Here is a 20,564-nt window from a genome sequence, read left to right on the forward strand (position 1 = left end):
GGCGGGTTCTGCGAAGGGCGGGTGCTGCGGCATCCGCCCTTCGTCGTTGTCAGACCGAGATGCCGCGGTTGCGCAGGAACGGTGCGGGGTCGATGCGCACGCCGCCGGAGTAGATCTCGAAGTGCAGGTGGCATCCCTGCGAGATGCCGGTGTCGCCGGCGTAGGCGATCACCTGGCCGGCGGAGACGTTCTGGCCGTACCCGACGGCGAAGCCGCCGTGGCGGATGTGCGCGTACGCGCTGACGATGCCGCCACCGTGGTCGATCTGCACGTAGTTGCCCCAGCTGGGCGTCCATGCGGCGAAGACCACGCGGCCGGCGGCGGCAGCGTAGATCGAGGCGCCGCAGCCGTTGGCGAAGTCGATGCCCTTGTGGCCGGACGTGCAGTATCCGTTGGAGCAGATGGTGCCGCGGTTGCCGAACCAGGAGCTGATCCAGCCGCCGTGGGGCCGGACCCAGCCTTGGCCGCCGCCGGAACCGCCGGGGGCGCCGCCTCCGCCACCGCCTCCGCCGCCACCACCGCCACCGCCACCACCGCCACTGGCGGGCGGCCGGGCTGCGTTCTCGCGAGCGATGCGCTCGGCTTCTTCGCGGGCGCGACGCTCGGCTTCTGCGGCTGCCTCGCGCGCCTTGCGCTCCCGCTCTTCGCGGGCTTTGCGCTCGGCCTCAACGCCCGCCTGGTAGCCGGCCACGGTCTTCGCCGTATTGTCCTTGAGCGCGGCGAGCTGGGCCTGCAGGGTGCCGAGGTGCTCAGTCTGGGCGGCCAGTGCGGCCTGAGCCGCCTCTGCAGCCGCCTGCGCCTGCACCATCGCGGCTTCGGCCTGCTTCTTCAGCTCGTCGCGTGCTTCACGGGCGACGGATGCCTGATCGCTGAGGCTCTGCGCATTGTCGCGGGCGCTGACGGCGTCGGTGTAGACGGCCTGGTTCGCGGCGAGGAGCTTGTCCATCGTGCCGAGGCGGGCGAGCAGATCGTCGGCGGTTGCGGCGGAGCCGGAGAAGAACAGCTCCAGGGATGTGTCGTCGCCGCCGTTGCGGTAGAGCTGCGCGGCGACGCGTCCCGCCTTCTGAGCGGCTTCGAGGGCTCGCGCCTGTTCGGCATCCGCCTGCGCCTGCAGCGACTCGGCGCGCTCGACGGCCGCCTCGTAGGCCTCCTGCGCCGCGAGGTAATCGAGCGCCAGCCGCTCGGCCTCGGCCTGCTTGTAGGCGACGTCGGCGGTGAGGTCGTTGATCAGCTTCTCGATGCGACCGATCTCGGCACCCTTGGCCGCCTCGTTCTGCTTCGCGCGCTGCACGTCGTCCCACGAGGGGTATCCGGCGGCGAAGGCGATCGGGGCGAAGGGCGCCGCGAGGGCGCCGGCCGCGATCAGGCCGAAGGCGCCGACCGTCAGTGCGCCGCGCCGGGTGACACCGCTGGCGAGGGCGCGCTGCTCCGCGGGCGTGGGACCGCAGCCGCATTCCTCGGGGTCGTCGATGCGACGGAAACGCACGCAGCACCTCATCTCTTCGCCTGTTGGGGGGAGTCGAAGACGATCTTCACAGTAGCAACAGGAGTCACATCCGCAACGGCTCACGCGGCATCCACCAGGGGTGAGGACGGATGCCGTCACGCCCATCGTGGGCCCTCGCGGGCCCGCCGGCGGACACGACGCGCCCTCGATTGGCGTTTTGGCCCAGCAATGCATATGCTTGAGCGTCGGTAAGCGTGAGCACCGGGTTCGTCCCACAGGGTTCACTCGGCCCCATCGTTTAGCGGCCTAGGACGCCGCCCTTTCACGGCGGTAGCACGGGTTCGAATCCCGTTGGGGTCACACCTACAATTGAATATGCATGGCCCTGTAGCGCAGTTGGTTAGCGTGCCGCCCTGTCACGGCGGAGGTCGCGGGTTCAAGTCCCGTCAGGGTCGCTCCAGAGCGACGGGCCCTTTTTCGGAAGGGCCCTTCGTCTCGGACGCGGCAGTCATCGCACGGCCGCGCGGCTCTGTAGCTCAGTTGGTAGAGCGCACGACTGAAAATCGTGAGGTCACGGGATCGACGCCCGTCGGAGCCACAAGGATGACCGTTACAGTCATCCCAGAAACCCTCGCCTAGCTTCTACATGGCGGGGGTTTCGCTTTTCCCTGGTGAGATCGGTTTCTGTTCCGGTCGTGGCAAGCCAAGTCCCCGGGCGTTGAGCGAGCGAAGCGAGACGAAACGCACTGATCGGATGCGTTCAGGACAACTTCGGCTGGCGCTTGGGCCGGCCTGGGGCCGGTTGGCACCCGAATTTGCGCGCGGTGAACGCATCTGGGAATCGTCGTCCGGCATCGATGCTCCTGGGTCGTGGGGCTGCGGTCTCCGTCGTCGGAGATGGTCATGGTGGCGCCAGCGTCTCACGGATCGCCGTGCGCCGACCGGATCCTCTCCGGTTTCGGCCATCGACGCCCGCCCGACCTCGCCGCCACCGGTGAAACGTCGCCGCAACGTCATGCGGATAGCGTTCGCTCATGATCCCGATGGAGAACCTCGTCGCCTTCCTGGCCGCGTCGGTGATCATCATCGTCATCCCCGGGCCGAGCGTGCTCTTCGTCATCGGTCGCTCGCTGGCCCTCGGCCGTCGAGCCGGCGTGCTCAGCATGGTGGGCAACGCCCTGGGCACGATCCCCGCGGTGGTGGCCGTCGCGTTCGGTGTGGGTGCGATCGTCGCGTCGTCGGTCGTCGCCTTCACCGTGATCAAGATCGTCGGCGCCCTCTACCTGGTGCACCTCGGGCTGCAGGCTCTTCGTCATCGGCATGCGTACGCGCAGGGCGGCGGGCGGATGCCGGCATCCGCCTCGGGCCTGCTTCTGCAGGGCTTCACCGTCGGAGCGACCAACCCCAAGACGATCGCCTTCTTCGTCGCGGTCCTCCCCCAGTTCGTCGCCCCCGCAGCAGGCGCGGTCTGGGTGCAGCTTCTGCTGCTGGGCCTCACCTTCCAGCTGCTGGCGCTCGTCTGCGACAGCGTGTGGGCACTCGCGGCCGGAAGCGCGCGCACGTGGTTCGAAGGATCGCCGCGGCGGCTGTCGACGCTCTCCGCGGCAGGCGGAGTGATGATGATCGGGCTCGGTGGGGCTCTCGCCTTCACCGGATCCTCGGGGTGACGCGGATCGGCTGAGCCCCCCGCTCGCTCCAGACACAGCAGCGCCGTGGCGGAGCCGATTCGGGCTCCGCCACGGCGCATGGGGTGCTGCTCGCGTAGCCGGGTGTCCGGCGGGCGACGGTCAGACCGTGGCCAGCGGCTCCGTCTTGCGGGAGACCGGCCGGGCGGCCGGCGCCTCAAGAGGAACGTTCGCCTCGCGCACCTCCTGGTACTGGGGCAGCTCGGTGTAGAGCTCGTCGCGCAGGGGGTTCTTGCGCAGCTTGATGATCGTGCGCAGCTGGTAGGCCGCCACGGCGATGTTGGCCGCCAGCGAGATGGCCGAGACCACGAACAGCGCGGTCGGGTTGTGCGACGACTGCACGGCGAACGGCGACGAGGTCACGAAGGTCGGCACCGCCATGGTGAACATCATCCACAGGGCCAGGGTGTGGGCACGGTGCTGCAGCCAGGCGCCCTTCTTGATGAAGAATGCGGGGATGGTGCAGGAGATGAGCAGGGCGGCACCGGCGTAGAACGAGTGGTCACCGACGCAGTTGTAGACGTAGGCGAAGTTCCAGAGGTCGTAGGCGATGACCCAGAACCACATCATGTCGGGCCAGATCATGTCCTTCGACTTGTCACGCGACACGATGATGCCGGCCCAGCCGCAGATGGTGACGAGGTTCAGGATGCCGGCAATGGCGTTCATGTAGTTCCAGGGGCCGCCGACCATGAAGACGCCGTCGTGCATACCCTGCAGGCCGGCCACCTCGAAGTCGCGGATGACGGCCTCGCCGATGTTGATCGCGAGGATCAGCGGGGGGAACAGCAGCATCCAGCGGTTCGCCGCCAGGCGCGGCACGTAGCGGATGAGCATGAAGCCGAGGCATCCGATCAGGGCCGAGTAGACCTTCACCCAGTGGAACCAGGTGCCCGTCGACGACCCCTCGCCGGCCGTGTTCGGCCACACGAAGATCGTCAGGAAGATCGGCAGCGCCACGAAGAAGGCGATGCCGGCCCACTTCCAGCGGCGCGTCACCTCGTTCAGCGCAATGAGGGCGACCAGGACGACGCCGAACATCGCCCAGGAGTACCAGGGAATCGATTCGTACAAGAACATGTGTGTGGACCTCTCCTCAGCGGCCCGCCGGACGCGTGCCGTCCGGTTAACTAAGGTAGAAATCTGCGCTCACCACGTCATTAGACAATTCGTGTGATGTGTCCAGTCGCGCCGGGCGCTACCGTGAGGCATGGCCGAAAGCGCCGATCCGCAGCACCGCTCCGATGCGCGCCGCGCCCTCGCGGCCGCGCTGAAAGCCCGGCTGCGCACCGAGCCGCTGGACAAGGTGACCGTCACCGAGCTCACCCGCGACTGCGGGCTGACCCGGCAGGCGTTCTACTACCACTTCGCCGATGTGCGCGGCCTCGCGGTGTGGGTGTTCGAGACCGAGGTGGCCGGCCGCGTCCGCTCCTTCGCGTCGGATCTGGGCTGGGCCGACGGCCTCGTGCGCCTGATGCTGTACATGCGCGAGAACCGTGCCGCGACGCTCGCGGTGCTCGACGGGCTGGGCCGCTCGGGGCTCGAGCGCTTCCTGTTCGCGCAGATGCGTCCGATCACCGAGTCGGTGGTGGACCGGGAAGGCGCTCCCGCCCGCCCCCAGGACCGCGTGCTGGTGGTCGACTTCTACACCTCGGCGGTGCTCGCCGTGGTGCTGCGGTGGGTCTCGGACGGCATGGTCGAGCACCCGTACCGTGTGGTCGGCGACCTCGAGATCATGCTGCACGGCGCGGTGCACGAGTCGGTGCACCGCCTCGATGCGCGCGCCCTCGACGCGCAGGAGCGTCGGACGAAGTAAGAAGGAGCTCCGGCGTGAGCGCGTCGTGACGGATCGGCAGCGAGGGCGATCATGTCGACATCGACTGACGTGGGCCGGTCGGGCCTGTGCCGACCGGCCCACGCGGGTCAGGCGTTGAGCGCGGCGTACACCGCCCGGGTGTAGGCGTCGGACCGCGGTGACCCGATGAGCCCAGGCGACATCCGGTTCATCACGTACGCGAAGGTCATGCGGCGATCGGCGTCCGCGATGACGATCGAGCCGCCCCAGCCGCCCCAGAACGCGACCCGGCCTTCGGGGATCGCGGGCGTGGATGCCGGGTCGGACACCGCGTACCCGAGCCCGAAACGCAGCGGGACGCCGAGCACCAGATCCACTCCCTGGGTGTGCTCGGCGAACACCCGGTCGATCGTCGCCGGCGACAGCAGCCGGATGCCGGATGCCTCGCCGCCCTGCGCGATGAGCGAGTTGAGCAGGGCGACGGCCCGCGCGTTGCCCTGCCCGCCGGCGCCGCCGATGCCTGCCGCCCGCCACGGTCGCGTCCAGGTGATCTCGGCTGCGAGGCCCGGTCCGGTGTACGTCTTGAACGCGGGCGAATCCGGCGGGAGCAGCTCCAGGCCCTGCGGCGGCGGGGGCGGGACGACATTGCTGACGCGGTGGTCCTCGCTCTCGGGCAGGCCGAGCCAGAAGTCCGCCCCGAGGGGCCCGGTGAGCTCGTCGGCGACGAACTGGCCCAGGGTGCGCCCGGTGACCCGGCGCACCACTTCGCCGATGAGCGTGCCGTAGTTCAGCAGGTGGTAGCCGCTGGCGAGCCCGGCCGGCCACCAGCCGGGCTGCGCCGCGAGCCGCGCCGCCGCGGCCTCGTCGTCGAGGATGTCGGCGGCCTCGACAGGCTGCGCCCAGCCGGAGACGCCCGAGGTGTGGTTCAGCAGGTGCCGCACGAGCACCTGCTCCTTGCCTGCGGCGGCGAACTCCGGCCAGTACTGCGCCACCGGAGCGTCGGGGTCGAGCTCCCCGCGGTCGATGAGCAGCAGCGCGGCGAGCGCGGCGACGGTCTTCGAGATCGACCAGACGTTCGTGATCGTGTCCCGCTGCCAGGGCGACGTGCGTTCCGGGTCGGCCCACCCGCCCCACAGGTCGACGACGGGCTCGCCGTCGACGATGACGGCCAGTGAAGCGCCGAGCTCCTCCCCCGACTCGAGCTGGCGGGCGAACTCGTCGCGGAGTCCCGCGAAGCGGTCGTCCACATGCCCTTCGAGGGGTGCGGCGGGAACGGTCGGCTGAACTGTGGTGGACATCGAGCCTCCTTGCTCGTTGCGTGTGCCGTCGCGCCGGGACGGCCGAGTGCAGAGAGCATACCGCGCAGTCGGTTTCTTCTGTCCAGTGCGGAATCAGAGCGGGATCGAGGACCGCCGGGAGCACCCCTCCCTGTGCACCGCGCCAGCCGCGTCCGGACGAAAGGGATACCCTGTAAGCCCCACCAGCAGACGACAGGACGACGGATGGATCTGACGATCATCGTCCCGACCTACAACGAAGGTCCGAACGTCGTCGAACTGCTCCGCCGTATCGGCGCGGTGCTGGATGGGCGTGACTTCGAGGTGCTCTTCGTCGACGACTCCACCGACGACACCCCCGCGATCGTGCGGGCCGCGGCGGCCGCGTCACCCTTCCCCGTGCGGCTGCTGCACCGCGACCGCCCGGTGGACGGGCTCGGCGGAGCGGTGCTCGAGGGCTTCCGCATGGCACGCGCGCCCTGGTGCCTGGTCATGGACGGCGATCTGCAGCATCCGCCCGAGGCCATCCCGTCGCTTCTCGAGCGAGCGGATGCCGGCGACGTCGACATCGTGGTGGCCTCCCGCTACGCCGCAGGGGGCACGTCCACCGGACTGGCCGATGCCACGCGTACGACGGTCTCGCTCGCGTCGACGCTGCTGACCAAGTCGATGTTCCCCCGCAAGCTCGCGGGGTGCTCCGACCCGATGACCGGGTTCTTCCTCGTCGACCGCGGCGCGCTCGACCTCGACGCCCTGCACCCGCGCGGATTCAAGATCCTGCTGGAGATCCTCGCCCGACGGCAGCTGCGCATCGGCGAGGTGCCGTTCAGCTTCGCGCAGCGCCACGCCGGCGCGTCGAAGGCGTCGTTCCGTCAGGGACTGCGCTTCCTCACGCAGCTCACCGCGCTGCGGTTCGGCCGCATGTCGGCCTTCGCCCTGGTCGGCGGGTTCGGCGCCGTGGTGAACCTCGCCATCATGTGGGGGCTGATGCGCCTGGGCGTCGAGTACGTCGTGGCCGCCGTCATCGCCAGCGAGGTGACGATCATCGGCAATTTCCTGCTGCTGGAGTACCTCGTCTTCGCGGACATGCGGGCCGAGTCGGGGCTCATGCGGCATCGGTTCGCCAAGTCGTTCCTTTTCAACAACGCCGAGGCGATGATCCGCATCCCCGTGCTGTGGCTGCTGGTGGAAGCGACACACATCTCGGCCGTGCTGGCGGCCGCCCTCACCCTCATCGCCGCGTTCATCGTGCGGTTCGTCTTCCATGCCCTCGTCGTCTACGCCCCGCGCCGCAGCACCCGGGCGGCGGCAGCGGCGGCCGCCCGGCGCCGAGTGCGCCTGGGCGCCGAGCGCTGACGGCCCCTCCCGCGAAATCCCGGCTCGCGGATTCCCGGCCCGCGGCATCCCTGCCCGCGGCATCCCTGCCCCCGGCATCCCGCCCGCCGAGCCGACACCCAGTTCACCGCCATAGGCTGGGCGCATGACCGAGCAGACCGCCTCCCTCACCGTGTTCGGCGCCGACTGGTGCCGAGACTGCCGTCGCACCAAGGCACAGCTGGACTCGTTGGGTGTGACGTACACCTACATCGACCTCGAGGCCGACCCCGCCGCAGCCGACGTCGCGCGTGAGATCTCCGGCCGCATGAACATCCCCGTCGTCGTATATCCGGATGCCACCTTCCACGTCGAGCCCGCCAACTCCGACGTGGAAGCCAAGCTGCGCGAACTCTCGCTGGTCTGACCGCGGCACCGCCATGGGCACGGGAGCGACACCGCACGGCTTGAGCCGCGAGACCGTCGCCCGCTACGCCGCCGGGTCGATCGGCACGGGGGGCTTCGCCACCCTGCCCGGCCTGGTGCTGACCTACTACCTCACCGACAACCTCGGCGTCACGGCCCTGCTGGCCGGAGTGATCGTCACCGCGGCGAAGGTGTGGGACGTGGTCGTGGACCCGCTCATCGGGGTGTGGACGGACCGCGACCTCGCCCGTCATGGTTCGCGCCGTCGACTCATGGCGCTCGGCGCCCTGACGCTGCCGATCTTCTTCGCACTGACCTTCGCGGCACCGCCGGAACTGGGACCCACCGTCGCAGCCGTCTGGGTGCTCGTGGCGTTCGTGCTGACGGCGACGGCGTTCAGCCTGTTCCAGGTGCCCTACGTCGCCCTCCCCGCCGAGCTCACCGACGGCTACGACGCCCGCACGAGGCTGCTGACCTGGCGCGTGGTCGTGCTGACCTTCGCGATCCTGCTGTTCGGCGCGGGCGGACCTCTGCTGCGCGGCATCACCGGCGACCCGACCACCGGGTACCTCGTGATGGGGATCGTGGCCGGCGTCGTGCTCGGCGCGGGCATGCTCGTGGCGACGGGCGTCGCCGGACGCGCACGGTCGCGCCGCTCGGCGATGACCGCCGCCGGGACCTCGGCCGCCGAGCAGGCCGCGCTGACGGCGGATCGCGCCGGCGACGACCGCACGCCGCGCTTCAGCCGCGACGCCTCCACCCCCGGCGGCGGCGCCCGCGACAATTTCCGCGCCGGGTTCGAGGCGCTGCAGCGCAGCCCGGCGTTCCGCGCCCTGCTCGCGACCTACTTCCTGCAGGCGCTCGCAACCGGCATGATGCTCGCCGGCGCCCAGTACCTCGCCACCTGGGTGCTGCGATCGGAGGATGCCGTCAGCCTGCTGTTCGTCGCCCTGATCGCCCCCGCCCTGCTCGCCGCCCTGGGCTGGGGCCGCATCGCGCGCCGGGTCGGCAAGGAGCGCGCGTTCGCCTTCGCCGCCGTCCTGTTCGCCCTCGCGTCGCTGTCGACGGTGTGCGCCCTCTGGTCCCCGGGCGCCTGGATCTACGCGCCCGTCGCCGTCGCCGGCATCGCCTACGCCGGCATGCAGTCGCTGCCCATGGCGATGCTCCCCGACGTGATCGCGCACGACGCGCGGCTGTTCGGCCCCGGACGCGCCGGGGCGTTCGGCGGCATGTGGACGGCGGGCGAGACCGCCGGTTTCGCGCTGGGCGCCGGCGCGCTGGCCGTGGTGCTCGCCGTCACGGGGTACGTGGCGAGCGTCGCCGGCCAGTCGGTGACGCAGCCCGAGGCCGCCCTCGACGGCATCGTGCTGAGCTTCAGCGTCGTCCCCGCCGCACTGGTCGCGGTGAGCCTCGTCACCCTCGCCGGATACCGGCTGCGCCGCCGAGACATCGAGTGACGGCGGCGCCCGCCCCACGCCCCCGATCTAAGCTGGGAGTCCCGACCCGAGGAGCGCACCCCGTGGCATCCGCCCCCTCCCCCGCACGCGACACCGCCCCCGGCCTCTCCGACGCGCAGCGCGCGCCGCTGGACACCGCCGTGGCCGAACTGGCGACCGGCACGCGGGTCTGGGCGCGACTGACGCTCGCCCAGCGTCGCAAGATGCTGCAGCGCATCCGCGCGGCCGTGGTGTCGGTCGCCGAGGAGTGGGCCGACGTCGCCGCGACGTCGAAGGACCTCGAGCCCGGGCATCCGCTGCGGGGCGAGGAGTGGCTGTCGGGCCCCTATGCCGCCCTGGTCGCGCTCGATGCGTACATCGAGACGCTCGGCGCGCTCCTGCGCGGCGCCAGCCCGCTCGACGGGCTGAAGGTCGACGAGGCGCCCGGCGGACGGGTGCGCGTGCACGTGCTGCCGACCTCCGGCATCGACGCCCTGCTGCTGTCGGGCTACACCGGCGAAGTGTGGCTGCAGCCGGGCGTCAGCGCCGGTGAGGCGGCCCGCACCGCAGGCCTCGGTCAGCTTCCCGGCGCCCCCGAGGGCGGCGTGGGGCTCGTGCTGGGAGCCGGCAACGTCACCGCGATCCCCTTCCTCGACGTGCTGTACGAGCTGCTCGCGTTCAACCGCGTCACGCTGCTGAAGGTCAACCCCACCCAAGACGACCTGGTGCCGGTCTACGAGCGGGCGCTGGCGCCCCTCATCGGCGCGGGCCTGCTGCGCATCGTGCGCGGCGGCGGCGATGTGGGGGCCTACCTGACGACGCATCCCGGCATCGAGCATGTGCACATCACCGGATCGGTGAACACGTTCGACGCGATCGTGTGGGGCACCGGCGACGACGCGGTGTCGCGCCGCGAGGCCGACGACCCGAAACTGACGGTGCCGATCACCGCGGAGCTGGGCGGCGTGTCGCCGATCATCGTGGTCCCCGGGGAGTGGTCCGACGCGGACCTGCGGTTCCAGGCCGAGCACATCGTGACGATGCGGCTCTACAACAGCGGGCACAACTGCATCGCCGGGCAGATCGTGCTCATGAGCTCCGACTGGCCACAGCGGGAGGCGTTCCTCGCCGCGCTGCGGGCGGCGTACGACGCCGCGCCGGCGCGATCGGTCTGGTACCCGAACGCGCAGGCCCGGATCGACGCGGCATCCGCCCTCCCCGGCGCGGAGCGCTGCGGGGACGGCACGCGGGTGCTGATCCGTGCCGACGCGGCGGATGCCACGGCGATGCAGACCACCGAGTACTTCGCGCCGGTGCTCGGCGTGGTCGAGCTCGCCGGCACCGGGCAGGACTTCGTCGATGCCGCCGTCGCCCACGCCAACGCCGAGCTCACCGGCACGCTGGGGGCTAACGTCATCATCGACCCCGCGACGCAGGCTCAGCTCGGAAACGGATTCGAGGAGGCGATGGCGCAGCTGCACTACGGCACCGTCGCGATCAACGCCTGGACGGCGCTGGGGTTCCTGACCCCGACCTGCTCGTGGGGCGCCTACCCCGGCGGCACGCTGGGCGACGCGCCCAGCGGCATCGGCATCGTGCACAACGCGCGGCTGCTCGACCGCGTGGAGCGCAGCGTGGTGCGCGGCCCGTTCCGGCCGTTCCCGCGGTCGATCGGCGCCGGTCAGCGGTTCTCGGTACTGCCGAAGCCGCCGTGGTTCGTCTCGGCGCGCACCGGCGCAGCGGTCAGCGAAGGCCTCACCCGTTTTCGGATGGACGGCAGTCTGCTGCGGCTGATGGCGACGCTCACCCGCGCCTTCGGCGCCTGACGCGGCACGCTCACTCCGGAACGAGCAGGGCGAGCGTCTCGGCGACGAGGGCGGGCTTGGCGGCGCCGTCGATCTCGACGGTCGTGCGCATGCCGACCCGCACGCCCTGCGGCGTCTCGTCCACCGATGCCAGCTCGCTGACCGCCCGCACGCGCGACCCCGCGCGCACCGGCTGCAGGAACCGCACCCGGTCGAGCCCATAGTTCACCGCCATCGCCACACCGCCGACCTGCAGCAGCCCGTCGGTGAGCCGCGGCAGCAGCGACAGGGTCAGGTATCCGTGCGCGATCGTCCCCCCGAAGGGGCCGGATGCCGCGCGGTCGGCGTCCACGTGGATCCACTGCCGGTCCTCGGTCGCCTCGGCGAACGCGGTGATGCGCTCCTGGGTGATCTCGAACCACTCCCCCGTCGCCGAGCTGCCGACAGCCCCGGCCAGCCCAGCGGGCGACTCCACCGCGATCATGCGCGCGGCCCGCCGGCGACGTACAGCACCTGGCCCGAGACGAAGCCGGCATCCTCGCGCGTGAAGAACGCGACCGCAGCGGCCACGTCCTCCGGTGTCCCTCCTCGTCCCACCGGGATCTCCTTCGCCATCGCGGCGACGAAGTCCTCGAACGGAACCCCCATGCGCTCGGCGGTCGCCCGCGTCATGTCGGTCTGGATGAACCCCGGCGCCACGGCGTTCGCCGTCACCCCGTACCGGCCGAGCTCGATCGCGAGCGTCTTGGTGAACCCCTGCATCCCGGCCTTCGCAGCGGCGTAGTTCGCCTGCCCGCGGTTGCCGAGAGCCGACGTCGACGACAGGTTCACGATGCGGCCCCACCCGGCATCCACCATGTGCGCCTGCACCGCCTTGGTCATGAGGAACGCCCCACGCAGGTGCACGGTCATCACCGCATCCCAGTCGTCCGCGCTCATCTTGAACAGCAGGTTGTCGCGGATGATGCCCGCGTTGTTCACCAGGATCGTCGGCGCACCCAGCGACGACGTGACCTGCTCGACGGCGGATGCCACGGCGTCGGCATCGGCGACGTCGGCACCGACGGCGAGGGCGTGGCCGCCGTCGGCTTCGATCGCGGCGACGGTGTCGGCGCAGTCGGCCGCGTCGAGGTCGAGCACGGCGACGGCGTGACCGTCGGCGGCGAGGCGGCGCGCGGTGGCGGCGCCGATGCCGCGGGCGGCGCCGGTGACGATGGCGGTGCGGTCGGAAGAGGTCATGCGGGTGTCCTTTCGTCGGGAGATGAGGTCAGAAGACGATGAGCTGGCGCAGCTCGCCGCCGGCGGCGAGGCGGTCCATCGCGGCGTCGATGTCGGCGAGGCCGATCCGCGAGGTCACGAGGCGTTCGAGCGGCAGCCGGCCGGCACGCCACAGGTCGATGTAGCGCGGGATGTCGCGGGCGGGCACCGCCGAGCCGAGGTAGCTGCCGATGACCGTGCGCGCTTCGGCTGTCAGCTGCAGGGGCGACACCGCGGCCCGGGCGTCGGGACCCGGGAGCCCCACGGTCACGGTGGTGCCGCCGGGCGCGGTGAGCGCCAGGGCGGCCTCGAAGGCCCGGGCGGATCCCGCGGCCTCGATCACCGAGGGCACCCGGATGCCGCGCGCCACGGCATCCGCCGGCTCGAGGGCATCGACGGCGCCGAGCTCGCGGGCGAGCGCGAGCTTGCCCGGCACGGCATCGACGCCGATCGCCTCGAGGCCGAGGGCCACGGCGACCAGCAGCGCGGCCATGCCCACGCCCCCGAGACCGACGATCACCACGGCGCTTCCGGGCGCCGGGCGCGCGGCGTTGAGCACGGCGCCACCCCCGGTGAGCACGGCGCACCCCAGCAGCGCCGCGATGTCGGCGGGGACGTCGGGCGGCACCGGCACGACGGAGGTGCGGCTCACCACGGCGTGGGTGGCGAAGCCGCTGACACCGAGGTGGTGGAACACGGGCTCGGCGGCGTCCGCCCCGGCATGTCGATGCAGTCGCATCCCGCCGCCGACGAGCGTGCCGGCGGTGTTGGCCGCCGTGCCGACGTCGCACGGCAGACGCCCGTCGGTCGCGCATCCCGCGCACGCGCCGCAGCGCGGCAGGAAGGTCATCACGACGCGCACCCCGGGGCGCAGATCGTCGACGCCGGTGCCCACCCGCTCGACGATGCCGGCCGCTTCGTGCCCGAGCAGCATCGGGGTCGGTCGGCGGCGGTTGCCGTCGACGACGCTGAGGTCGGAGTGGCACACCCCGGCGGCCTCGATGCGCACGAGCACCTCGCCCTGGCCAGGCTCGTCGAGCTCGAGCGGTCCGACGGTGAACGGGCGGGATGCCGCGTAGGGCGCATCCGCCCCCGACACCTCCAGCACGGCTCCCGTGATCTGCATCCGAACCTCCTCGTCCGAGCGCGCCGCGACGCGCGTGCGCACCAGCATACCGACTGCGCGGTATGTACGCGCCTCGCCCGCCCCGCGCGGCGCTCGCCGCCGGCTCGGGCGTTCTCACAGCTTGCGGATAACGGCGCGCCCTAGCCTGAATCCACCATGGATGACCCTCCCTCTCATAGTCCCGCGCCCTCTGACTGCCCAGCCGCCATCGCGGCACGTTCAACGGTCAGGGGGTGTGAAAAGTGAACGAGTGGATCATGCTCGCCATCGGCGTGGTCCTGACGATCGGCACCGGACTGTTCGTGGCCAGCGAGTTCGCGCTGGTGAACCTCGACCGGCATGAGCTCGAGGCGCGGCGCGCCCGCGGCGAGCGCGGCCTCGACGGCACGATCTCCGCGCTGCGGATCACGTCGACCCACCTGTCCAGTGCGCAGCTGGGCATCACGCTGACGACCCTGCTGACCGGCTATACGTTCGAGCCGGCGATCAGCAGCATGCTCCGTGAGCCGCTGCTGCAGCTCGGGGTGCCCGAGGGCGCCGTCTCGCCCCTCGGCGCGGTCACCGGCATCCTGCTGGCGACGCTGTTCTCGATGATCGTCGGCGAACTCGTGCCGAAGAACTTCGCCCTCGCCCTGCCGCTGGCCACCGCCAAGGTGGTGACGCCGTTCCAGCGTGCGTTCACCGCGGTCTTCAAGCCGCTGATCCTGCTGTTCAACAACACCGCGAACGCGATCATCAGGTCGATGGGCATCGAGCCCAAGGAGGAGCTCTCGGGCGCCCGCAGCGCCGACGAGCTGTCATACCTCATCCGCCACTCCGCGACGGCAGGTCTGCTCGACAACTCCGACGCCCAGCTGCTGCGCCGCACCCTGCGGTTCGCCGAGCACGACGCGTCGGAAGTGATGACCCCGCGCGTGCGCATGGTCAGCGTCGACGTCGCCGACACCGCCGACACCGTCATCGCGCAGTCGCGCGCCACCGGGTTCTCGCGGTTCCCCGTGATCGACGGCACCCCCGACCGCGTCGTGGGCGTCGTGCACGTCAAGCACGCGTTCGCGGTGCCGCTCGACCAGCGCACCGCGACCCGTGCCGACGCGCTGATGAGCGACGTGCGCACCGTCCCCGAGGGAATGGGCGCCGACCACCTGCTCACCCTGCTGCGCACCGAGGGCCTGCAGATCGCCGTCGTCGGCGACGAGTACGGCGGCACCGCCGGCATCGTCACCCTCGAGGACCTCGTCGAGGAGATCGTGGGCGAACTGGAGGACGAGCACGACCGCACCCGCACCGGCATCCTGCGCTCGGGCCGCTCGGTCACCTTCGACGCGAGCTGGCGCCCCGACGAGGTGCTCGACCGCACCGGCGTGGAGATCCCCGAGGAGGGCGACTACGAGACCGCCGGCGGGTACGTCACCGACGTGCTCGAGCGCCTGCCCGAACTGGGCGACGAAGTGCGCCTGGATGCCGGCACGCTGCGTGTCGAGCGCATCGACGGGCACCGCATCGTGCGCCTGCGCTTCACCCCCGACGAGCCGGAGACCGATCCCAGCCTCATGACCGACCACGACAGAACCGTCGAGAGCATCCTGAAGGGGGCCCGCCATGAGTGAGGACATCTGGGGCATCGTCTGGCTGTTCGTCCTGCTCATCGGCAACGCCTTCTTCGTCGGCGCCGAGTTCGCCGTGATCTCCGCGCGCCGCTCGCAGATCGAGCCCCTCGCCGCCCGCGGCAGCAAGGCCGCGAAGACCACGCTGTGGGCGATGGAGCACGCGACGCTCATGCTGGCCACGAGCCAGCTGGGCATCACCGTCTGCTCGCTGCTGATCCTGAACGTGTCGGAGCCGGCGATCCACCATCTGCTCGAGATCCCGCTGGGTCTCACCGGCCTCACGCCCGAGCTGATCGGCATCGTCGCGTTCGCCATCGCCCTGGCGCTGGTGACGTTCCTGCACGTGGTGTTCGGCGAGATGATCCCGAAGAACATCGCGTTCTCGGTGCCCGACCGCGCGGCGCTCATCCTCGCGCCCGCCCTCGTGGGCGTCGCGAAGGTGTTCAAGCCGGTCATCTGGACGCTGAACGCCGCGGCCAACGGCATTCTGCGCCTGTTCCGCGTGCAGCCGAAGAACGAGGCCACCAGCACCTACACGCTCGACGAGGTCGCCAACATCGTGGAGCAGTCGCGCCGCGAAGGCACCCTCATGGACGCGTCGGGCACGCTGGCGGGCGCGTTCGAGTTCACCGAGCGCACCGTCGCCGACGTCGACGTGCCGCTGGACGGAATGGTGCTGCTGCCGGTGGGTGCGACCCCCGCCGACGTGCAGCGGGCCGTCGCCGAGCACGGGTTCTCCCGCTACGTGCTGGCCAGCGACGACGGCGAGCCGCTCGCCTACGTGCACATGAAGGACGTGATGGACCTCGACAGTGCCGAGCAGTTCCACGCTCCGATTCCCGAGAAGCGCCTGCGACGCCTGGCGACGGTGCACCGCACGGCCGAGCTGGAGGACGCGATGGCGATGCTGCGGCGCCGGGGCGCGCACGTGGCGCGCAGCCTCGACGCCGACGGCCGCACCGTCGGCCTGCTGTACCTCGAGGACGTCCTCGAGGTACTGGTCGGCGAGATCGAGGATGCCACGGCGACCGCCGGCTGACCCGCATGACGAAGGCCCCCGGTGCAGTGCACGCCGGGGGCCTTCGTCATGCGGTGGTCTCAGTCGTGGTCGGGATGCCGCGGACGCCAGAGCACCACATCGGTGGCGCGACGCACGCGCTTTCCGTGGCGCAGCGTGATCACGCCGCCGCTGGGTCCTGCGGCGAAGACGCGGGCTCCGGGGCGGTTCTCGATTTCGGCGCGCACGCGGCTCTCGAGGTCGCGCACCTGACGGCGCAGCTCGCGCACATGGTTCTCGAGGTCGACGATGCGGGAGATGGCGGGCAGGCTCATGCCCTCCGCCGACAGGCGCGCGACTTCGCGCAGCTGTTCGACGTCACGCGGCGAGTAGCGTCGCGAGCCGCCCTGCGTGCGCGCGGGCACGACCAACCCGATGCGGTCGTACTGACGAAGAGTCTGCGGGTGCATGCCGGCGAGCTCCGCCGCCACGGCGATGGCGAAGATGGGCATGTCGTCGTCGATCTCGTCGTTCATGCGCTCACCCCCTCCGGTCACGAGCGTAGGAGATGGCGCGAGGGAAGGAGCGGATGCCACGCATCCGCCCTTCGCCGGTCACATCTCCTACGCTCACGACGGCACACATCGCGGCTCAGCCGCGAGCCTTCTGCATGAGGTCGGCGCGCGGGTTGTCCTTGGGCTCGAGCTCGTGGAACCGCTCGAGCGCCTCCTTCGCCTCGCCCTCCAGGTGGGACGGCACGGCGATCTGCACCTCGGCCAGGAGGTCGCCGGTGCCCTTGGACGTCGCCACTCCGCGGCCCTTCACGCGCAGCACGCGGCCCGACGGCGTTCCCGGGGCGACGCGCAGCTTCACGGGGTCACCGCCCAGGGTCGGCACCTCGATCGTGGCCCCGAGCACCGCCTCGGTGAAGGTCACCGGCACCGTCACCCGCAGATTCAGTCCGTCCCGCGTGAAGACGGGGTGCGGGCGAACGGTCACCGACACGACGATGTCGCCGTTCTCGCCGCCGTCGGGAGACGGGCGACCGCGGCCACGCAGCCGGATCTTCTGGCCGTCCTTGACCCCGGCGGGGATCTTCACCTTGAACGGCTTGCCGTCCTCGCCCTGCAGGGTGATGGTCTCGCCCTTGGTGGCGGTGAGGAAGTCGATCGTGGTGCGCGCGGTGACATCTCCCCCCTTGGTGGGTCCACCGAATCCGCGGAATCCGCCCGAGGTCTGGCCGAACCGGCCGGAGCCGAATCGTCCGCCCTGCTGGTTGAACATCGAGAAGATGTCGTCGAAGTCGTCCGCCTGGAAGCGCGTGCCTCCGCCGCCGCGGCCCTGACCGAACATGCTGAACACGTCCTCGAACCCGCCGGTGCCCTGACCGCCCGCCGTGAAGCGGGCGCCCGAGCCCATGGCGCGGATCTGGTCGTACTCGGCGCGCTGCTCAGGGTCGCTCAGCACGGCGTATGCCTCGCTGATCTCCTTGAACTTCGCCTCCGCGTTGGCGTCCCCCTGATTGGAGTCGGGGTGGTACTTGCGCGCGAGCTTGCGATACGTCTTCTTCAGATCAGCGTCGCTCACGTCCTTGGCCACCCCGAGCACGGAGTAGAAGTCCTTGTCGAACCAGTCCTGACTCGCCATCGGCTGCCCTTACTCGGTCGGGACCGCGACGACGACCTTGGCCGGACGAAGCTCGGTGGTGCCCAGGCGGTAGCCCACCTCGACGACCTCGAGGATCGTGGGCTCGGTCGTCCCGGCGGTCGGGGCCTGGAAGATCGCCTCGTGCTGCTGCGGGTCGAACGTCTCGCCGGCAGCGCCGTAGCGCTCCACACCGAGACGGGTGACGATTCCGCGCAGCTTCTCGGCGATCGCCGACAGCGCCGTGCCCTCGACCAGGTCGCCGTGCTTCTCGGCACGGTCGAGGTCGTCGAGCACGGGCAGCAGTCCCTTGGCGACCGTCCCCTTCGCACGCTCGATCTCCAGCTCGCGCTGATCCTCGGTACGCCGACGGTAGTTGGCGTACTCGGCCTGCAGCCGCTTGAGGTCCACGAGCAGATCGTTGTCCTCGCCCGCGGCGGCCACGCCGGCCGCACCATCGGCACCGGCAGCCTCATCGGACTGCACGGCGGCGAGGATGTCGTCGATGGTCAGCTCGATGTCCTCGGCCTCGCCCTGCAGCTCGGCATCGGCCTCGGCTGCTGCGTCGCCTTCGGCGTCCCCGGCGGGGGCTGCGGATGCCGAGGCTGCGCCCCCGTGCGAGTCGGGGCCGGAGGCTCGCGCCTCCGACCCCTCGTCACCGGGGACTCCGTCGATGGGCTCTTCGAAGTCCTTGTCGGTCATGTCTCGATTCTCTACTTCTTCTCGTCCTCGTCGTCGACGACCTCGGCGTCGATCACGTCCTCCTCGGGGTTCGGCACTTCGCCGTTGCCCGGGTCGGTCGCGGCAGGGTCGGGGTTCTGGCCCTGCGCCTGGCCGGCGGCGTAGATCGCCTCGCCGAGCTTGCCCTGCGACTGGCTGAGCTTGTCGAACGCGGTCTTCACCGCGTCGTCGTCCTCGCCGGCCAGAGCCGTCTTCAGCGCGTCGACGTCGGCCTGCACGTCGGACTTCACCTCGGCGGGCAGCTTGTCGTCGTTGTCCTTGATCAGCTTGTCGACCGAGTACGCGAGGGTCTCGGCCTGGTTGCGGGTCTCAGCGGACTCACGGCGCTTCTTGTCCTCGGCGGCGTGCTCCTCGGCCTCGCGCACCATGCGGTCGATGTCCTCCTTGGGCAGCGACGAGCCGCCCGTGATGGTCATCGACTGCTCCTTGCCGGTGCCCTTGTCCTTGGCGGACACGTGCACGATGCCGTTGGCGTCGATGTCGAAGGTGACCTCGACCTGCGGGATGCCGCGGGGAGCGGGGGCGATGCCGGTCAGCTCGAAGGTGCCGAGCGGCTTGTTGTCGCGGGTGAACTCGCGCTCGCCCTGGAAGACCTGGATCGCCACCGACGGCTGGTTGTCATCGGCAGTGGTGAAGGTCTCGCTGCGCTTGGTGGGGATGGCGGTGTTGCGCTCGATGAGCTTCGTCATGATGCCGCCCTTGGTCTCGATGCCGAGGCTCAGGGGGGTGACGTCGATCAGCAGCACGTCCTTGCGCTCGCCCTTGAGGACACCGGCCTGCAGCGCGGCGCCGACGGCGACGACCTCATCGGGGTTGACACCCTTGTTCGCCTCCTTGCCGGCCTCCTGCTTCACGAGCTCGGAGACGGCGGGCATGCGGGTGGAACCGCCGACCAGCACGACGTGGTTGATGTCGCTGACCTTGATGCCGGCCTCGCGGATGACGTCCTCGAACGGCTTCTTGGTGCGGTCGAGCAGGTCCTTGGTGAGGTCTTCGAACTTGGCGCGCGTGATCGTCTCCGACAGCGACACGGGGCCGGAGTCGGTGAGCGAGAGGTAGGGCAGGTTGATGCTCGTCGAGGTCGAGCTCGAGAGCTCCTTCTTGGCCTGCTCCGCGGCTTCCTTCAGACGCTGCAGCGCGATCTTGTCACCCGAGACGTCGACGCCGGTGGTGTCCTTGAACTGCTTGATCAGGTAGTCGACCAGACGCTGGTCCCAGTCATCGCCACCGAGTCGGTTGTCACCGGCCGTCGAACGCACCTGGATGGTGGAGAAGTCGTCGTCCTTGCCCACTTCGAGCAGCGAGACGTCGAAGGTACCGCCACCGAGGTCGAAGACGAGGATCAGCTCGTCCTCCTTGCCGCGGTCGAGGCCGTAGGCCAGAGCGGCCGCGGTGGGCTCGTTGATGATGCGCAGCACGTTCAGGCCCGCGATCTCGCCGGCCTCCTTCGTGGCCTGACGCTCGGCGTCGTTGAAGTACGCGGGAACAGTGATGACGGCATCCGTCACGGCGTCACCGAGGTACTGCTCGGCGTCGCGCTTCAGCTTCTGCAGGATGCGCGCCGAGATCTCCTGCGGCGTGTAGGCCTTGCCGTCGATCGGCTGGGTCTTCCAGTCGGTGCCCATGTGGCGCTTGACCGACGTGATGGTGCGGTCGACGTTGGTGACGGCCTGGCGCTTGGCGGTCTCGCCGACGAGAACCTCACCGTCCTTCGTGAAGGCGACCACCGACGGGGTGGTGCGGAAACCCTCCGCGTTCGCGATGACCTTCGGCTCGCCGCCCTCGAGGACGCTCACGACCGAGTTGGTCGTACCCAGGTCGATTCCTACTGCACGTGCCATGTGCTCTCTCCTTCTGAGATGAAACGGGGGAAATCTGCGGGGATTGAGTCGTGTCGGCTCAACCCGGATACCTTCGAGGAAACCACACCGGACGCTCGATGTCAATCAACCTTGATACGAGTGCTATCAACTTTGCCCGACGTCCCTATCGACCAGAGGGGGC

Annotated in this window: 18 protein-coding genes and 3 tRNA genes; 11 read left to right on the forward strand and 10 right to left on the reverse strand. The window is 70.4% G+C overall.

Annotated elements, in window-relative coordinates; all coding sequences use genetic code 11:
- Positions 1-49: 49 nt before the first annotated feature.
- A complete protein-coding gene (locus QNO26_RS13670) occupies positions 50-1,498 on the reverse strand; it encodes a peptidoglycan DD-metalloendopeptidase family protein (protein WP_374679382.1) in 1,449 nt (482 codons plus the stop codon).
- A 236-nt stretch (positions 1,499-1,734) separates the two neighbouring features.
- On the opposite strand from QNO26_RS13670, the gene QNO26_RS13675 reads away from it, so the two are divergent.
- The 4 genes from QNO26_RS13675 to QNO26_RS13690 all read left to right on the forward strand — a co-directional run bounded on the left by QNO26_RS13675 (position 1,735) and on the right by QNO26_RS13690 (position 3,114).
- Positions 1,735-1,807: transfer RNA gene (locus QNO26_RS13675), tRNA-Glu, on the forward strand.
- Positions 1,808-1,828: 21 nt separating this feature from the next.
- Positions 1,829-1,902, forward strand: a tRNA-Asp gene (locus QNO26_RS13680).
- A 70-nt stretch (positions 1,903-1,972) separates the two neighbouring features.
- Positions 1,973-2,045: transfer RNA gene (locus QNO26_RS13685), tRNA-Phe, on the forward strand.
- Positions 2,046-2,481: 436 nt separating this feature from the next.
- Positions 2,482-3,114, forward strand: a complete 633-nt coding sequence (locus QNO26_RS13690; RefSeq protein WP_257638525.1) for a LysE family translocator — start codon at positions 2,482-2,484, stop codon at positions 3,112-3,114.
- A 120-nt stretch (positions 3,115-3,234) separates the two neighbouring features.
- Here the strand turns inward: QNO26_RS13690 and QNO26_RS13695 are convergent, their stop codons facing one another.
- The gene (locus QNO26_RS13695; RefSeq protein WP_257533779.1) at positions 3,235-4,212 is read right to left on the reverse strand and encodes a DUF5692 family protein; all 978 of its coding nucleotides are present in this window, start codon (positions 4,210-4,212) and stop codon (positions 3,235-3,237) included.
- Between the two features lie 130 nt (positions 4,213-4,342).
- Between QNO26_RS13695 and QNO26_RS13700 the strand changes: the two genes are divergently transcribed.
- Positions 4,343-4,948, forward strand: a complete 606-nt coding sequence (locus QNO26_RS13700; RefSeq protein ID WP_257533780.1) for a TetR-like C-terminal domain-containing protein — start codon at positions 4,343-4,345, stop codon at positions 4,946-4,948.
- 107 nt (positions 4,949-5,055) lie between these two features.
- Here QNO26_RS13700 and QNO26_RS13705 read toward each other — a convergent pair whose 3' ends face one another.
- On the reverse strand, positions 5,056-6,225 hold the full coding sequence (locus QNO26_RS13705) for a serine hydrolase domain-containing protein (RefSeq protein ID WP_257533781.1): 1,170 nt from the start codon (positions 6,223-6,225) through the stop codon (positions 5,056-5,058).
- Positions 6,226-6,429: 204 nt separating this feature from the next.
- Here QNO26_RS13705 and QNO26_RS13710 point away from each other — a divergent pair, with 204 nt between their 5' ends.
- The 4 genes from QNO26_RS13710 (at position 6,430) to QNO26_RS13725 (ending at position 11,206) form a co-directional block, all read left to right on the forward strand.
- The gene (locus QNO26_RS13710) at positions 6,430-7,560 is read left to right on the forward strand and encodes a glycosyltransferase (RefSeq protein WP_257638526.1); all 1,131 of its coding nucleotides are present in this window, start codon (positions 6,430-6,432) and stop codon (positions 7,558-7,560) included.
- Between the two features lie 124 nt (positions 7,561-7,684).
- Positions 7,685-7,945 carry a glutaredoxin domain-containing protein gene (locus tag QNO26_RS13715; RefSeq protein WP_257533783.1) on the forward strand — a complete coding sequence of 87 codons (261 nt, stop codon included), beginning with the start codon at positions 7,685-7,687 and terminating at the stop codon, positions 7,943-7,945.
- 13 nt (positions 7,946-7,958) lie between these two features.
- The gene (locus QNO26_RS13720) at positions 7,959-9,401 is read left to right on the forward strand and encodes an MFS transporter (protein WP_257533784.1); all 1,443 of its coding nucleotides are present in this window, start codon (positions 7,959-7,961) and stop codon (positions 9,399-9,401) included.
- A 62-nt stretch (positions 9,402-9,463) separates the two neighbouring features.
- The gene (locus tag QNO26_RS13725) at positions 9,464-11,206 is read left to right on the forward strand and encodes an aldehyde dehydrogenase family protein (RefSeq protein WP_257533785.1); all 1,743 of its coding nucleotides are present in this window, start codon (positions 9,464-9,466) and stop codon (positions 11,204-11,206) included.
- A 10-nt stretch (positions 11,207-11,216) separates the two neighbouring features.
- Here QNO26_RS13725 and QNO26_RS13730 read toward each other — a convergent pair whose 3' ends face one another.
- From QNO26_RS13730 to QNO26_RS13740, 3 genes are read right to left on the reverse strand one after another with little or no spacing between them, the layout of a single operon-like run.
- Positions 11,217-11,669 carry a MaoC family dehydratase gene (locus QNO26_RS13730; RefSeq protein WP_257533786.1) on the reverse strand — a complete coding sequence of 151 codons (453 nt, stop codon included), beginning with the start codon at positions 11,667-11,669 and terminating at the stop codon, positions 11,217-11,219.
- The gene (fabG, locus tag QNO26_RS13735) at positions 11,666-12,424 is read right to left on the reverse strand and encodes a 3-oxoacyl-ACP reductase FabG (protein ID WP_257638527.1); all 759 of its coding nucleotides are present in this window, start codon (positions 12,422-12,424) and stop codon (positions 11,666-11,668) included. The genes QNO26_RS13730 and fabG overlap by 4 nt, the downstream gene beginning before the upstream one ends.
- 28 nt (positions 12,425-12,452) lie before the next feature.
- Positions 12,453-13,568, reverse strand: coding sequence for an alcohol dehydrogenase catalytic domain-containing protein (locus QNO26_RS13740; protein ID WP_257638528.1), 1,116 nt, complete (start codon positions 13,566-13,568; stop codon positions 12,453-12,455).
- A gap of 242 nt (positions 13,569-13,810) precedes the next feature.
- Here QNO26_RS13740 and QNO26_RS13745 point away from each other — a divergent pair, with 242 nt between their 5' ends.
- Entirely contained in the window at positions 13,811-15,178 is a 1,368-nt protein-coding gene (locus QNO26_RS13745) for a hemolysin family protein (protein WP_257638529.1), read from the forward strand.
- Positions 15,171-16,217 carry a hemolysin family protein gene (locus QNO26_RS13750; RefSeq protein ID WP_257533790.1) on the forward strand — a complete coding sequence of 349 codons (1,047 nt, stop codon included), beginning with the start codon at positions 15,171-15,173 and terminating at the stop codon, positions 16,215-16,217. The genes QNO26_RS13745 and QNO26_RS13750 overlap by 8 nt, the downstream gene beginning before the upstream one ends.
- Positions 16,218-16,276: 59 nt before the next feature.
- Here the strand turns inward: QNO26_RS13750 and QNO26_RS13755 are convergent, their stop codons facing one another.
- The 4 genes from QNO26_RS13755 to dnaK all read right to left on the reverse strand — a co-directional run bounded on the left by QNO26_RS13755 (position 16,277) and on the right by dnaK (position 20,401).
- A complete protein-coding gene (locus QNO26_RS13755) occupies positions 16,277-16,711 on the reverse strand; it encodes a heat shock protein transcriptional repressor HspR (protein WP_257533791.1) in 435 nt (144 codons plus the stop codon).
- A gap of 115 nt (positions 16,712-16,826) precedes the next feature.
- A complete protein-coding gene (locus QNO26_RS13760; RefSeq protein ID WP_257533792.1) occupies positions 16,827-17,822 on the reverse strand; it encodes a DnaJ C-terminal domain-containing protein in 996 nt (331 codons plus the stop codon).
- Positions 17,823-17,831: 9 nt separating this feature from the next.
- Positions 17,832-18,521: a nucleotide exchange factor GrpE gene (locus tag QNO26_RS13765; RefSeq protein ID WP_257533793.1), complete on the reverse strand. Its 690-nt coding sequence runs from the start codon at positions 18,519-18,521 to the stop codon at positions 17,832-17,834.
- Between the two features lie 11 nt (positions 18,522-18,532).
- Positions 18,533-20,401, reverse strand: coding sequence for a molecular chaperone DnaK (gene dnaK, locus QNO26_RS13770; RefSeq protein ID WP_257533794.1), 1,869 nt, complete (start codon positions 20,399-20,401; stop codon positions 18,533-18,535).
- Between the last annotated feature and the right edge of the window lie 163 nt (positions 20,402-20,564).

The sequence above is a fragment of the Microbacterium sp. zg-Y1090 genome, from assembly GCF_030246945.1.
GTDB classification, from domain to species: domain Bacteria; phylum Actinomycetota; class Actinomycetes; order Actinomycetales; family Microbacteriaceae; genus Microbacterium; species Microbacterium wangruii.